The following is a 13,181-nucleotide window of genomic DNA, read 5'->3' as shown; positions in this document are numbered from 1 at the left end:
TTCATCCTTCAGATTGGGACATTGAAGGGAAAAACATCATGAATACAGCTATGGCCACTGGGGGAGAGCCCCAGGGCAACTATCCGCAGAAGTTTGCCGAGTTGACCGACAACGTATTGTTCGGCGACATGTGGGCGCGTACGCAACTCCAGCCCCGTGAACGCAGTTTGGTGACGGTGGCTGCGCTGGTGGCGATGTACCGTCTTGAGCAACTGCCGTTTCATTTGCAACGAGCGCTGGATAACGGCGTGAGTGCTGACGAACTGGCCGAAGTCATCACCCATCTGGCGTTTTATTCAGGTTGGCCGACGGCTGCTTCGGCGCTGAATGTGCTGAGCGAATTGCAGGTTGGCCTTTCAGAGCGACAGGAGTAACCGTTGATGCCGTTTGCACGAATTTCACTGCACCGAGGCAAGTCGGCCGAGTATTTACAGGCGTTGTCTCAGGGGTTGCACGACGCCCTGGTCGAGAGCTTCGAAGTGCCGAAGACAGATCGCTTCCAGGTCATTCACCAGCATGAGGTCGGCGAGCTGATATTCGATCCCCACTACCTGGGTGGGCCGCGTAGCCATGACTTTGTGCTGATCGCGATTACCGCTGGGCGTGCTCGAAGTGTTACGACTAAACAGCATTTTTACCGTGATCTGGTCGAGAAATTGGGGCGGGCGACGGGGTTGAACGCGGAAGACGTCATGGTGGTGATCACCACGACGGCCAGTGATGAGTGGTCGTTTGGAGGAGGGCGGGGCAACTAGGCTTTAAGTAAAACGGGGTCATACCCCAGTTAAATATGATCCCGTTTTTACGCTACAGCGCCGGCAGCCGATCCAACGCACAAATGCGTTCTATTTTCGGCTCTTTGGCCGTGGGCACGCGCACGCCCGTGTCGACATTGAATATGCCGATGTAATAACGGCTCAACGAGCCCGGGACGTCGCCAATCCTCCCTTGATCACATAGCGTGCGCCTGAACCTAGGCTCGTCCAGATTGTTGGCGTAATGCCAAGGCCGCTACACCACACAAGATCAGTGCGATACAGGACACATAGAACGCATCGCTGTAGGCCATCAGGTACGCCTCACGACGCACGGTATGGACCAGGCTTTCAAGGACCTGCTGTTGGGCGGGTAACAGTTGGTTGAATAGGAAGTCTTCGCTGTCTGCCATGCTGGCGCGCAGGCGCTCCTGCAAGGGAAAGGAAAACAGCGTGATTGACTCTCCCACCCGCTCTGAGTGAAAGCGCTCGCGCATGGCGACGATTTGCGTCAGCCCTGCAGTACCCACGGCCCCGCCAAGGTTTCGCAGCATGGAAAACAACGCGGATGCGGAACCGGCTTCAGTTTTGGCCAGCCCGGAAACCGCCAGAACAGAAAGCGCCACCATGATCAGCGGCTGTCCGATACCCCGTACCACGGTGGAAGGAATGATCACGTTGGCGGCACTATCGACGTCCAGGTGCGCGCCGAGGTAGCAGCCCAGCGCCATGATGAAAAAGCCGCTGGCGACCATCAGTTTCGGGCTGAGGCACTTCATCAAGCGCGGCATGAACGGTGCCAGCACCAATTGCACCATGCCGTAGGCGATCAGGCTGATGCCGATTTCCCGGGCGTTGTACCCCTGCAGTTGGGAAAGGTAATTGGGCACCAGGAACACCAGGCCGAAGGTAGCCCCGCCGAAAATGAACATCGCCGCACTGGCCACTCCGAAGTTGTAGCTCTTGAGCAGGCGCAGGTTGATGAATGAACGCCTGCCGTACAACTGCGACAGCACGAAGTACACCAGGGCGACGCCGGCGATCAACGACACCCACACAATGAAATCGGAGCCGAACCAGTCCTTGCGACCACCTTCCTCCAGCACGATCTGCAAGCCCCCCAGGCCGACGATCATGGCCAGGATGCCGCCCCAATCACCGCTTTTGAGCAAGCTCAACTGCATGGGCTTGGCATCGATGGACCATGCCACCGCCAGCAACAAGAGAATGCCCGGTGCCAGTTGCAGGTAAAAAATCCAGCGCCACGAGTAAGCATCGGTCAACCAGCCACCAATGGATGGCCCGGCAGCCTGGGCAACGCTGTTGGACAAGGCGAACAAGGCCATGCCCATTGCGATTTTGCTGGGCGGGAGCTCGGTGATGATCAGCTGGAATGACAAAGGGATCAGCACCGCGCCGGCAGCACCCTGGATCACCCGAATGATGATCATCACTTCCAGGTTGGGCGCCCAGGAGCAAGCAATGGATGCCACCAGGAACACAAACGAGCCCGCCAACATCACCCGCCGCAGCGAGAACACCTGGACCAGCCAGGCCGTCAGAGGAATCATCACGATTTCCGCGACCAGGTAAGCCGTGGAAATCCACGAGCCCTCCTCGAAGGTAGCCCCCAGGGAGCCCTCGATTTCAGGCAGCGCGGCGCTGGTCACATGCACGTTCATACCGGCCATGAAACAGCCGAAAAGCCCGCCGATCACCGCCACCCAGGCGCGAAAGGAGACAGTTTTTTCAACGGACTCAGTCATGCGTCGCGCCCTTTGTGCCAGGCCGGGTGTCAACGGTGGTGATCACCGACATGCCCGGCAGAATAGGCCCGCCCTCGTCATGTTCATCGATGGCGATTTTCACCGGGAAGCGCTGCACGATCTTGGTGAAGTTGCCGGTGGCATTATCCGACGGCAGCAGTGCGAACACGGCCCCGGAACCTGGCGAAAAGCTCACCACATGGCCCTTGAGCTGGCGTCCCGAATAGCTGTCGACGCTGATATCCACCGGTTGACCGGCGCGCATATCGCGCAACTGGGTTTCCTTGTAGTTGGCCACCACATAGGCCTGCTGCAGGGGCACCACCGCCAGCAACGGCAAGCCCGGCGCGACGTATTGGCGAATGCGCACTTTGCGCTGCCCCACAACCCCGTCGATGGGCGAGCGGATCAAGGTGTCTTCCAGCGCATGAGACGCAAGGCTCAACTGCGCCTCGGCCTGGCTGCGCCGGGCAATCTGTTGTTGGAGCGAGGCTTGGGCCAGCTGGCGCCGGCTAATGGCGACGGTCAACCTGGTTTGCTGTTGACGCTGCATGGCCTTGGCGATTTCCACCGCGGCGTTAGCCTGGGTGTAGCTGGCAGCCGCCGTTTCCAGACGCTGGGCACTGGCCGCGTGTTCGCGCACCAGGCCCTGGTAGCGGCGCTGGTCAAGGCTCGCGCGGCGCAACTCGGCCGCCACGCTGCGGGTGTGGGCCTCAGCCTGGTTTACCCCGGCCTTTTGCTGGGCGATCAGGCTGTCGGTCACTTGCAGGTTGGCCTGTTGGGCCGCGACCGAGGCCTGGGTTTGCGCCAATTGCGCACGCGCCTGCGCCAACCGCGCCTGGTAATCGCGGTCCTCGATGCGCACCAACACATCCCCGGCCTTGACGGGCTGATCATCCTCCACCAGCACCTGGGCCACATACCCGGAGACCTTCGGGCTGATGGGGACCCAGTCGGTACGCACATAGGCATCATCGGTCTGTTCCAGGTAACGGCCAACCGTCATCCAGTACACCCCGAACCCTACCGCCGCGATCGACAGCACAACGCATCCCAGCAGGATAAGGTTACGTTTGCGGCGTTGCTTGCGCGCATGCATGAGCTGCTCGTCCTGGACAACGGTTTTTTCATCGACAGCAATATTCATGGCTGGGTACCGGAAAAATTGACGGAAGTGTGGCTGAGGGCAGCGGTCGCAGAGGCAGAAGACTGCCAACCGCCGCCAAGCGCGCGAAACAGGCCGATCTGGCGCTGCAACAGCTGGCCGTCGGCATCGGCAAGCGTGGCCTGCAGGCGGATCAGCTCACGCTCGCTGTCCAGCACGTCGAGAAAGTCGATAGACCCGGCGTCGTAATTGAACTGGGCCAATTTGTAGGCTTGGCGACTGCTGACAAGGGCCTGGTTCAACGCGGCGTGGCGCCGGCGCTCGCCGTCGTATAGCGCAAGCGCCTGGCGTACCTCCTTGAGGGCGTTGAGAACACTGGCCTCGAATTGCGCCACTTGCATGCGCTCCAACGCCCTGGCCTGGTTGACCCGTGCGCGATTGACACGCCAGTTGGGGAATTGCCAGGTAATCAGCGGCCCAACGCCGAACACCAGCGCGCTACTGTCTCCCAACTCATGGGGTTTGTTGGCGGATGAGGACACTGAAGCGCCAAAGGTCACCTTCGGATACAGGTCGGACTGGACGATATCCACTTGCAGCGTGGCCGCTTGCAGCGCGCGCTCGGCCTGACGGATATCGGGGCGGCGCGCCAGTAATTGCCAGCCATCACCCACCGGCAGCTCGGCATTGAGTTGCGGCACGACCTCACAGGTCACCGCGCCAATGCCTTGTTCCAGGTCCGCCACGCCGGTCAGCATTGCCAGCTCGTACAGGGCAGCTTGCCGGCGTGCTTCCAACATCGGCAGCAGCGCCAGGGTTTCAGCCTGTAGGGCCTGCATCCGGGTGTATTCGAGATCTGTCACCACACCGGCCTGACGCTGCCGGTCGATCAACGCCAAGCTGTGCCCGACCACATCCATCGAATGGCGCTGAATCCTGGCGCGTGCGCCCATGGCGCAGGCATTGACATAAGCGCGAGTGGTTTGCGTCACCACCGTGATGCGCAACAAGTCTTCGGCGTCCTGCGCTGCAGCCGTCTGGACCCGAGCCCGCTCGATACTGCGCTGAACCTGGCCCCAGATATCCACCTGATAAGCCAGCTCGAAGCCTGGGTTGAACGCCCACTGTGACGGAGCATGGCTGTCCGTGGCTTTGGCCAGGGTCTGATCATCGGCTGTCTTGCCGTACTCGGCGCCCAGTGAGGCCTGGGTCGACGGCCAGCGCCCGGCATCGGCCCGCATGATCCCGGCCAACATCGCCTGCACATGGGACTGAGCTGCAGCCAGGTCGCGGTTATGCATCAATGCCTGCTGCACCAGCGCGTCAAGTTTCGGATCGTTATACAACTGCCACCAATGGTCGGGTAACGCTTGGGCCGAAACACCCTGCGGCAGGCGGCTCAGGGCATTAAAGCGCTCCGGCTGCGGCTGCACGGGTATATGGGCGACCCAAGAGGAACAACCCGCCAACAATACGACCGCCACACCCAGGAGTGAGAGACGACCATGCCATGCACAGAAAAAAGGCGGACCCATCGAAATAACCCAGAATGCCAAGTAGACGCACAGGTTAAGAGAGCACTGGGCCGCGCATCTCCCGAGTTCCAGACAACCATCGTTTCGATTTGGACAATGTGCCTGTAGACCGCCTTATCGCAGGCGCTCACGGGCCGGGCACGCGCAAAGACATGGCCCTGCCTGTAGGCGGGGCCATGGACGCTTGGGGTTGCGCGCTCGCCGGGGTGTCAGACCAGGCGGCAGGTGCTCGGGGTGTAGCCCATTGTGCGTTTGAACATTGCAGTAAACGCGCTCGGGCTCTGGTAACCGTGCTCCAATGCCACCTCCAGGATCGATACGCCGCAGGCCAGCCGTTGCATGCTGAGTAGCAGCCGGGTGCGCTTGCGCCACTCCCCGTAACTCATGCCCAACTCTTTCTGGAACAGCCGCGCCAGGGTGCGCGAACTCATATTGAGCTGCACCGCCCAACTCTCCAGTTTCGACTCCTGTGAAGGGTTGTCGATAAACTCGGCACACAGCGACTTGAGCCTTGGCTCATCAGGGATCGGCACATGCGCCAGCACCCTCTGCGCAATGTCGAGCTCCGAGAAAATCAGCTCGACAATCTGCACATGGCGCAACAGAGCGGGTTCAGTGTCATGTTCATCGGCCGCGGCGATGATCAACTCCCGCAGCAACGGCGAAACCTTGAGAACGTGGCATTCCTCCGTCAACGCCCGGTGTGCGCCCGGCGAGATCAACAGGGTGCGCATGCGCACCTCGCCGGTCATGCGGATCTGGTGCTCCGCCCCCGCAGGGACCCAGAGCGCATGCCCGGAAGGCACCACCCAAGTGGTCCCGACGACCGATACCAGCATCACACCGTTAATGGCATAAACCAGTTGACCTTCTTCATGCCGATGCGAGGCCACTATGTCGCCATGACCATAGTCACCAGCGAGCGCCGCCAATGCGGTGTGCGCGATCATCGCAGGAAGGTACCTCGGGCAGGCAAGTCCACGGTATTAAAATGGCGATATGTGCTGGACGGATCCTTGAGCATCATGACGGTTTCTCCTTTTTTCGACAGTTACGACAGTGGGCCGCAGAAGCTGCCGTTAACGCTCGCTCGCTAGATCAAACACTAAACGAAACAGACAAAAACCAATTGCAAAGTATCTCAAAAAAATCATTATTTTCAGCATAAAAAACTAACAAATATGATTTTACTGGTTATTTAACTGGCTCATATATAATTAACTGCAATCGCACCAGCAACAATATATCGGCGCTGGTACTGGCCAGCGGGCCGAACCGAGTGAACGAGAAGACCATTTCGCGTCTAGTGGCGACATAAAATCCGAACGGTAGAAACTGGCCGATAACTGACTTTCTGATTGGAAAGGCCGAGCTGGAAGGGCTGATAGGCAGCTAGTACGCTTGAGTCCCTCTAATGATAGGAACCTGACATGGGACATGATTCCTCGTTGCAGATCGAATGCGCCGCTTATGAGGAGTTCGTCCGGCTTTGGAGTCAAGGAAGCTTCGAGCATCAGCGACTGGGCCAAGCGTTTTACAACCACTTCAATCTACACAAACTCACCGATCAGGCCGGATTACACGGTCTATATGAGGCCGACGGTGATAAAGCCTCACGCTTGATCTTGAGGCTTTTCCACCTTCACTGAGTTGCAACTATCGACCCAAAGCGGACATTTCCTGTAGCTGAAGTTGACCGACCATGAATCCGTATTGCAGCATGGAATTGAAGTGTGGCACCGCTGTCCGGCCACTCTGTAAGCACTACCTTCGCACCTAACAGGGAGAAGCTCATGATCATGGTGTTATCGAAGGTCGAACTCAAGGAACTGTCGGTGAAAGCGGAAGCAGAGGGTTTAATGCTGAGTGATCTAGTCCCCATTTGCGAAAGGTTCGGCGTTGCACCGCTTGATGTGCTGAACGAAATGTCCGTCGCGGTTGCGGAAGGCTATCTACAAGGATCTCTACCCTATGATTTTTGCGACGGCGTTATGAACGGGATCATAAATGCTGTGGTTGAAGTAGGGATGACTAACGATATGCCTCAGCCCGCTTTCTCGCTTTACCAGGCATTCGATCAAGGTGAATGGTTCCGCAGTAACGACCCACCGGAAACTGACTTCAGTGAGAAATACACGAAGCATGTGGTCGAGGAAATAATGCGTACCCTTAGAGACTAGCTTTCACAGATCGGGAGGTTTCCGCTTTTCGGCTGGAAGGTGGTGGATCGAACGCCGCTTTTGGCCGCTCTCTGCCGGTCGCGAGTGCCGTAATCGGCCAAGATGGAACGTATCGGAAGTGTATTATGACAAGCAACAAAAAGCCGCAATACTGCACGATCTGCGGATGCCTACTCGACAATCCGGATGATCCGCTATCAGGCAATACCGGTGGCGATTGCTGGGGATGCATAGGCGCTATAGAGGCGGAAATGGGATGCGCAGAGTCACTCGCCTACGTACGCAAAGAATGCGAGGCAGGACTTCGGCCTGGATGGATCGATCCATTCAAGACCTGATTCGGGAGCTGCACTACGACCACTTTGGGTTGGCCGCAGCCCTTCAAGGCCGGCAGCTTTCACCCCAAGGCAGCGATCCGCTCCTGACTATTGGGTTCATAAAACCACGTCATTTACAAGTTTGCACCAGCCATCCTTTGCCTCCTGCTCCGAGGTGAAGACCTGTACCTTTGGCTGCCAGAACTGCCCCTCAATGACGATGCATTCCAGGGTAGAGTCCTGAAACGTAAAGACGTAATGGATAGCATCTTCCATGAACCGCTGTTTATCGTGTCGAGGGTGAATGGCGTTTCTCTGCTCAAGCTCTGCTAGCCAAGGCGAATTATCTATCCGATGAATTTGGTAATGCTTAAGGCCAAGTCCAATAAGCGGATGGCCGCCCAAAGTCTCGTCGTTAGGCGAGCCGAACTGGATTTTCTTTACTAGCGGAAAATGAACTACAGCTACTTCTTCTCCAGCGGTGCAATACCGTAAACATAGCTGCGTATCCGTGGCGAACACTACGGGTTCGGGAGACGTACTTGGCTGTGGCCAGGAGTCGAGCAGCACTACGGTCGCTAATGACATGGGGGAGCCTAATGCATACATGGGAGTTCAACAGAGTGCGAGAGCCACTCGTTGTCGTCAAACCTTTCTGATCGCGACAGACCGCTTCTGGCCGATAGCTGTCGGTCACAAACGGCGGATTCCGGCCCAGCTTTTTAAGACAAACGGGAGCAAGTATTCAGCTTACTGTCTGTGACGTTCAACCCGCAGCAGTCGGCCGCTGAGGCGCAGGCCGTCACGCATATTCAGCCCCATTAATGCAAGATTGGTGGCCCCTGCGATCAGTTCGATTAACTGTACGAAGTAAAAACGCGTATCGAAGATTCCCGCCGACGCCCATTGGTTAAGCACAATGGCGCACGGCATCAGAACCAACAGGCCATTGGCGGCAATGAATGGCATGCGTTTGTTCTTCAAGGCGACCAGTCGTCCTTGTCGTTTCCGACTCATTAGCACTCCACTTGCACCGGTCGCAATCATTGTCGGTACCAGTATCCAAAGCCCGGGACTCACGATCAGGTGCTTGAGTGAGGCTATCGAGCGTCCGGATCCGATGAGTTCGACAAAAATAGTCGACAGAAAGAAGGTGGCGATGCACATCAGTGCCAGCGTGCTGGAGATCAAATGTAATCGTCTAAGCATTTATCTAATACCGTCAGACAGTTGGTTAATACTCAGGCCGTGCAGATATTCGGCACAGCTACCTTGGTGAACAGATGCGGCATGGCCAAGGCACTTGAGGGATACCGCGCCAAGGCATTGGTGAATTCCGGATGATTGAAAGCATCGCGAAACCGCTCTACCGATTCCCATACGGCGTAATTCAAGAACATGTTGCTGCCACCGATGGCCTGATGAAGCTGCGTGGAGATGAAACCGGCACGTTGTTTCATCCAGTTGGCATCCAGCTCCCATGCGCAAAGGAGGTCAGGTATATCGTCTGCGTCGACAGTGAAGAGGTTGATCAATACCACTGGAGCTTCGCTGCAATGCAGCTGTTGAGTGATGGGGACGATCGGATCAAGGGGGCGAATAGAAAGCATGGCGACCTCTACATTGTAATCATGATGACAATTTGGGTTTCACGCTCCAAACCTACTGTGATTGACATCATGGTGTCAACGTGGAAGGATTCGCGCCATGAAAAAGACAAACTACACCCCCGCAGGACGCGCCATGAGCGATCTGGTTCTTGAGATCTTTCGAGCAAGTGCGCGTCTGCTTACTGCAGGCGATCGACTCGTCGCAGAGCTAGGTCTGACAAGCGCCCGCTGGCAACTACTGGGTACTATTGTGTACGCCGAACGAGCACAACCGGTTTCATGGATTGCTCGCGACATGGGGGCAAATCGGCAAAACGTTCAGCGGATCGTTAACGATCTGGTGAATGATGGACTGCTGGAGTTTCAGCCAAACCCACACCACCGCAGAGCGCAGTTGGTTGTCCTGACTGAAGCTGGAAGAGAAGCATTCGATCTGGCGATGAATCTTCAGACGCCCTGGATTAATGAGCTGGCGGAGGGGGCGGACATCGATGCTATCCAGACTACCCATCAGGTTCTAAACCACCTGCGCAATAGGCTTGAGGATGACCAGGCCGACTGACGCGGCCAGCCTCAGCATAATCCAGCGTGTCAGAATCCCTGAGGGTCTGACCCCGTTTTATGCCCAGTGCGTAGGCATGTACTTAGAGTGAAGTAGTCCGTTTCTGAAACGTTAAAAACACCCCGATACACGTCTTACCTCCGCTGTGGCGCCTTCTTATAGTCGTGCGCCTCAGCCACTTGGAGGTGCACGCATGCAGGGACCCTACGCATTTATCAATGAATATCCCCAGCCTTATCCATTGCTTAAACTAAGCTTGGCGCTTGATCCGTATTCACACACCAAGTTCGACACCCTCAACCAGCACATCCGCAACACGGTGGTGTTGCCGGGGCAATTGGTGATCATCGGGGATAGCCGAACCGCCGCTTGCACCGCTGAAGAGGCACAGCTGATGCGCTCGGCGCAAAATATAAAGCTCGCCCTGTTGGCGCACTCCGCAACTGACCAATTTCTGATCAAAAACTATGATCAGTTGCAGGCCATCTTGACCTATTCGTCCCTTGGCATCGGCAGTGCCAGCAGTGCATGGAGCAAGCATTTGGCGCAAGTCGAGAAGACCCTTATCGAAATCGAGAGTTTGCATAAGCAGTACTTGAGCAAAGGCACCACTGGGGCAAGGGAGGAGTTTTTGGTTAAGCGAAGGGCGCTGTTTGCCAAGTTGGATAGCCAAATCTCGGGCATGGCGCGCTTTGGTACGGGGTTGAGAAACGAAGGTTCGATTAAAAAGATGTTAGGGATTTCCAGTAAAAGCTATTGGCACCATGGAGACATTCGTGGGTATGAGGAAAGGGTTAAACGTTTAGCCAAGGCCTCGCAAATATTGAAGAAGGGGACTTACATTGGCATAGCGTTGGATGTTGGGGCGACGGCGCTGGAGATAACGGAGGCGTGTTCCACAGGGCGTGAGCAAGAGTGTACGCAGGCGAAGTATGTTGAAGGGGGAAAATTGGTGTTGGGGGTGGGTGGTGCATCTGTGGGCGCGGCGTTTGGGGCGCCTATCGGTGTCGGCGCCTGCATGATTGTTTTTGGCATACCCACAGCGGGTGCCGGAGCGTTGGCATGTGCCATTGTCGGCGGTGCCGCAGGTGGATTTGCCGCAGGTAAAGCCGGAAGCGTCTTGGGAGAAGGCACAGGGAAATTTCTCTATAGGACGGTGGGGGATTAAATGGTCTTTGAATATATCGGCATGTGCGCTGGGGTCGTCATGATATTAAGCCTCCCGCTGGTTTTTTGTGCCATGTTCAAAAAGCTCGACGCTGCAGAGCGCTACGTGGAGGGCAGTGCTTACATCACTGTGCACAGGGATATTTTTCGTCATGCACCCTTTGATGGAAGGCCCCAGCGGCTGGTTGCCATGGCTATCATCATTCTTATTCCAAGAATATTTGAATGGAGGCGTTTAGTACGGGTTGAGGACGTTGAAAAAATCCCACGACATCTCAAGTACTGGATGGTCATTCCGACACTGATTGCTTTCACATCCGTTACCGTCATGTGTATCAGTTGGCTATTGATATCACGCTAATTCCCCTCGGATGTGGCGGCTCATGCCAGGCTCTCTATACTGGCCGTCCCAGGATCCTAGTTCGAGCGCAGACTATGCCGGTCACACCCGATCAAAATTCCCCAATCATGTTGGTCCAGGCTCAAGAAAGTGACTTGGATGATCTGGTAGCCATTCGAATTGAGGCCATGCGCGAAAGCCTGGAGCGTGTTGGGCGATTTGATCCAGTGCGTGCGCGCGAGCGGTTTGTTAGCGGTTTTGAAGCTCGCACCACACGCCACATCGAGGCATCTGGCGAGAGGGTCGGTTTCGTAGTGGTCAAGCATCACCACAATGAACTCTTGCTCGACCATTTGTATGTGAGGCCGGGCGCGCAAGGATCAGGTGTAGGGTCTGCGGTGCTCACTCAAATTTTCAAAGAGGCGGATGCAGCTGCACTCCCCATTAAAGTGGGTGCTCTCAAGGACAGTGCGTCGAATCGCTTTTACATCCGCCATGGTTTCCAATTCATCGAAAGCAGTGAATTCGACCATTATTATGTTCGCCGGAGTGTTCCGGCGATTGGCCCAGCTGGCTAGCTGGATGCCTAATTGACGGCTAACACCCCCCTTGCCCTCGACCGCCAAGCAAACCCCACCACCATCAACAACCCCAACCCGGCCATCCCCGCACCCGCCAACGAAATCGCCGGATAGCCCCACCCGGCATTAATCACCACACCGCCCAACGCCGCCCCAATCGCATTGCCAAAGTTAAACGCCCCAATATTCACTGCCGACGCCAGATTAGGCGCGTCCTTTGCCGCCTCCATCACCCGCATCTGCAACGGCGGCACCAGGGCAAAGCTCGCGACACCCCATATCAAGATGGCCACAGCCGCGGGCAACGGCCAGCGCATCAGCACGGTAAACGCCAGCAACACCACAATCAGCACGCTCAGCGACACGATCAGGGTGCGGTCTATCGAGCGATCCGCAGCCTTGCCGCCCCACAGGTTGCCGAGGGTCAGGCCCACGCCGAACAGCACGAGCATGGCGGTTATGTAAGGGGTGGAGGCGTGGGTTTCGCTGCTGAGGATGGGCGCGATGTAGGTGAAGACGGTGAACATGGCGCCCGAGCCGATGACGGTGAGGGCCAGTGCGCCCAGCACCGGGCCACGGCCCAGTACGCGGATTTCGGCCATCACGCTGACGTGTGGCGGCGCCTTGAGGTTGGGCAGGGCGAACCACAGCGCGGCCATGGCGACAACGCCGAGGCCGGTAATGCCCCAGAACGCGGTGCGCCAGCCGAACAGTTCACCGAACCAGGCGGCCAGCGGCACGCCGCCGATGGTCGCGAGGGTGAGGCCCATAAACATGGCGGCCACCGCGCCGGCACGTTTCTCCGGGGCGACCACGCTGGCGGCGACCACGGAGCCCACGCCAAAGAACGCGCCGTGGTTCAGTGAGGTCACGACTCTGGCGATCATCAGGCTGTAATAGTCGGTGGCCAGGGCGGACATCAGGTTGCCCAGGGTGAAAATCGCCATCAGCCCGATCAGCAGGTAGCGCCTGGGGATCTTGCCGGTGGTCAGGGTCATCAGTGGCGCGCCGAGCAGCACGCCCATGGCGTATGCACTGACCAACAGGCCGGCGGCAGGAATCGATACGCCGAGGTCGGCGGCGATGCCCGGTAACATGCCCATGGGGGCGAACTCGGTGACGCCGATGCCAAAGGCACCCATGGCGAGTGCAACGAGGGGTGGATTGATACGCATGGAAGGCTCCTTATCTATGCCGCCAATGCTACGATCCAGCGATTGAAGGCGGTAGATGGCGTTTTTGCCAATCACCTTTGCGTAAGGG

The 13,181-nt window shown here is 57.2% G+C and carries 15 protein-coding genes; 7 read left to right on the top strand and 8 right to left on the bottom strand.

Features of this window, described 5'->3' with window-relative positions; translation table 11 throughout:
• Positions 1-38 precede the first annotated feature (38 nt).
• Positions 39-374: a carboxymuconolactone decarboxylase family protein gene (locus tag HBO23_RS13890; protein WP_170038512.1), complete on the top strand. Its 336-nt coding sequence runs from the start codon at positions 39-41 to the stop codon at positions 372-374.
• Positions 375-380: 6 nt separating this feature from the next.
• Positions 381-755 (top strand): tautomerase family protein, encoded by a 375-nt coding sequence (locus tag HBO23_RS13885; protein ID WP_099548738.1) that lies wholly within the window; start codon positions 381-383, stop codon positions 753-755.
• Positions 756-973: 218 nt separating this feature from the next.
• Here the strand turns inward: HBO23_RS13885 and HBO23_RS13880 are convergent, their stop codons facing one another.
• The 4 genes from HBO23_RS13880 to HBO23_RS13865 all read right to left on the bottom strand — a co-directional run bounded on the left by HBO23_RS13880 (position 974) and on the right by HBO23_RS13865 (position 6,111).
• Positions 974-2,521 (bottom strand): MDR family MFS transporter, encoded by a 1,548-nt coding sequence (locus HBO23_RS13880; protein WP_099548739.1) that lies wholly within the window; start codon positions 2,519-2,521, stop codon positions 974-976.
• The gene (locus HBO23_RS13875; protein WP_099548740.1) at positions 2,514-3,668 is read right to left on the bottom strand and encodes an HlyD family secretion protein; all 1,155 of its coding nucleotides are present in this window, start codon (positions 3,666-3,668) and stop codon (positions 2,514-2,516) included. The genes HBO23_RS13880 and HBO23_RS13875 overlap by 8 nt, the downstream gene beginning before the upstream one ends.
• Positions 3,665-5,161 (bottom strand): TolC family protein, encoded by a 1,497-nt coding sequence (locus HBO23_RS13870; RefSeq protein WP_170038510.1) that lies wholly within the window; start codon positions 5,159-5,161, stop codon positions 3,665-3,667. Before HBO23_RS13870 ends, HBO23_RS13875 begins: the two co-directional genes overlap by 4 nt.
• A gap of 209 nt (positions 5,162-5,370) precedes the next feature.
• Entirely contained in the window at positions 5,371-6,111 is a 741-nt protein-coding gene (locus HBO23_RS13865) for a helix-turn-helix transcriptional regulator (protein ID WP_099548742.1), read from the bottom strand.
• A gap of 843 nt (positions 6,112-6,954) precedes the next feature.
• On the opposite strand from HBO23_RS13865, the gene HBO23_RS13860 reads away from it, so the two are divergent.
• Positions 6,955-7,341 carry a hypothetical protein gene (locus tag HBO23_RS13860; RefSeq protein WP_170038508.1) on the top strand — a complete coding sequence of 129 codons (387 nt, stop codon included), beginning with the start codon at positions 6,955-6,957 and terminating at the stop codon, positions 7,339-7,341.
• A gap of 434 nt (positions 7,342-7,775) precedes the next feature.
• Here HBO23_RS13860 and HBO23_RS13855 read toward each other — a convergent pair whose 3' ends face one another.
• The 3 genes from HBO23_RS13855 to HBO23_RS13845 all read right to left on the bottom strand — a co-directional run bounded on the left by HBO23_RS13855 (position 7,776) and on the right by HBO23_RS13845 (position 9,268).
• The gene (locus HBO23_RS13855; RefSeq protein ID WP_170038506.1) at positions 7,776-8,246 is read right to left on the bottom strand and encodes a hypothetical protein; all 471 of its coding nucleotides are present in this window, start codon (positions 8,244-8,246) and stop codon (positions 7,776-7,778) included.
• 162 nt (positions 8,247-8,408) lie between these two features.
• The gene (locus tag HBO23_RS13850; protein WP_099548745.1) at positions 8,409-8,867 is read right to left on the bottom strand and encodes a hypothetical protein; all 459 of its coding nucleotides are present in this window, start codon (positions 8,865-8,867) and stop codon (positions 8,409-8,411) included.
• A gap of 32 nt (positions 8,868-8,899) precedes the next feature.
• Positions 8,900-9,268 carry an antibiotic biosynthesis monooxygenase family protein gene (locus HBO23_RS13845; RefSeq protein ID WP_169988757.1) on the bottom strand — a complete coding sequence of 123 codons (369 nt, stop codon included), beginning with the start codon at positions 9,266-9,268 and terminating at the stop codon, positions 8,900-8,902.
• Positions 9,269-9,365: 97 nt separating this feature from the next.
• Between HBO23_RS13845 and HBO23_RS13840 the strand changes: the two genes are divergently transcribed.
• The 4 genes from HBO23_RS13840 to HBO23_RS13825 all read left to right on the top strand — a co-directional run bounded on the left by HBO23_RS13840 (position 9,366) and on the right by HBO23_RS13825 (position 11,915).
• Entirely contained in the window at positions 9,366-9,830 is a 465-nt protein-coding gene (locus tag HBO23_RS13840; protein WP_169988759.1) for a MarR family winged helix-turn-helix transcriptional regulator, read from the top strand.
• A gap of 193 nt (positions 9,831-10,023) precedes the next feature.
• Positions 10,024-10,998, top strand: a complete 975-nt coding sequence (locus HBO23_RS13835; RefSeq protein WP_099548747.1) for a hypothetical protein — start codon at positions 10,024-10,026, stop codon at positions 10,996-10,998.
• A complete protein-coding gene (locus HBO23_RS13830) occupies positions 10,999-11,358 on the top strand; it encodes a hypothetical protein (RefSeq protein WP_099548748.1) in 360 nt (119 codons plus the stop codon). It abuts the gene before it with no gap.
• Between the two features lie 74 nt (positions 11,359-11,432).
• Positions 11,433-11,915 (top strand): GNAT family N-acetyltransferase, encoded by a 483-nt coding sequence (locus tag HBO23_RS13825; RefSeq protein ID WP_099548749.1) that lies wholly within the window; start codon positions 11,433-11,435, stop codon positions 11,913-11,915.
• Between the two features lie 8 nt (positions 11,916-11,923).
• Here HBO23_RS13825 and HBO23_RS13820 read toward each other — a convergent pair whose 3' ends face one another.
• Positions 11,924-13,093: an MFS transporter gene (locus HBO23_RS13820; protein ID WP_170038504.1), complete on the bottom strand. Its 1,170-nt coding sequence runs from the start codon at positions 13,091-13,093 to the stop codon at positions 11,924-11,926.
• Between the last annotated feature and the right edge of the window lie 88 nt (positions 13,094-13,181).

The organism is Pseudomonas sp. WS 5532 (genome assembly GCF_012985445.1).
GTDB lineage: Bacteria > Pseudomonadota > Gammaproteobacteria > Pseudomonadales > Pseudomonadaceae > Aquipseudomonas > Aquipseudomonas edaphica.
This window is presented reverse-complemented; position numbering and strand designations above follow the sequence as displayed.

Bases quoted from the DNA above. Each gene is read 5' to 3' on its own strand.
- HBO23_RS13890 (WP_170038512.1), top strand. From the start codon at position 39: ATGAATACAGCTATGGCCACTGGGGGAGAGCCCCAGGGCAACTATCCG.
- HBO23_RS13885 (WP_099548738.1), top strand. From the start codon at position 381: ATGCCGTTTGCACGAATTTCACTGCACCGAGGCAAGTCGGCCGAGTAT.
- HBO23_RS13880 (WP_099548739.1), bottom strand. From the start codon at position 2,521: ATGACTGAGTCCGTTGAAAAAACTGTCTCCTTTCGCGCCTGGGTGGCG.
- HBO23_RS13875 (WP_099548740.1), bottom strand. From the start codon at position 3,668: ATGAATATTGCTGTCGATGAAAAAACCGTTGTCCAGGACGAGCAGCTC.
- HBO23_RS13870 (WP_170038510.1), bottom strand. From the start codon at position 5,161: ATGGGTCCGCCTTTTTTCTGTGCATGGCATGGTCGTCTCTCACTCCTG.
- HBO23_RS13865 (WP_099548742.1), bottom strand. From the start codon at position 6,111: ATGATCGCGCACACCGCATTGGCGGCGCTCGCTGGTGACTATGGTCAT.
- HBO23_RS13860 (WP_170038508.1), top strand. From the start codon at position 6,955: ATGATCATGGTGTTATCGAAGGTCGAACTCAAGGAACTGTCGGTGAAA.
- HBO23_RS13855 (WP_170038506.1), bottom strand. From the start codon at position 8,246: ATGTCATTAGCGACCGTAGTGCTGCTCGACTCCTGGCCACAGCCAAGT.
- HBO23_RS13850 (WP_099548745.1), bottom strand. From the start codon at position 8,867: ATGCTTAGACGATTACATTTGATCTCCAGCACGCTGGCACTGATGTGC.
- HBO23_RS13845 (WP_169988757.1), bottom strand. From the start codon at position 9,268: ATGCTTTCTATTCGCCCCCTTGATCCGATCGTCCCCATCACTCAACAG.
- HBO23_RS13840 (WP_169988759.1), top strand. From the start codon at position 9,366: ATGAAAAAGACAAACTACACCCCCGCAGGACGCGCCATGAGCGATCTG.
- HBO23_RS13835 (WP_099548747.1), top strand. From the start codon at position 10,024: ATGCAGGGACCCTACGCATTTATCAATGAATATCCCCAGCCTTATCCA.
- HBO23_RS13830 (WP_099548748.1), top strand. From the start codon at position 10,999: ATGGTCTTTGAATATATCGGCATGTGCGCTGGGGTCGTCATGATATTA.
- HBO23_RS13825 (WP_099548749.1), top strand. From the start codon at position 11,433: ATGCCGGTCACACCCGATCAAAATTCCCCAATCATGTTGGTCCAGGCT.
- HBO23_RS13820 (WP_170038504.1), bottom strand. From the start codon at position 13,093: ATGCGTATCAATCCACCCCTCGTTGCACTCGCCATGGGTGCCTTTGGC.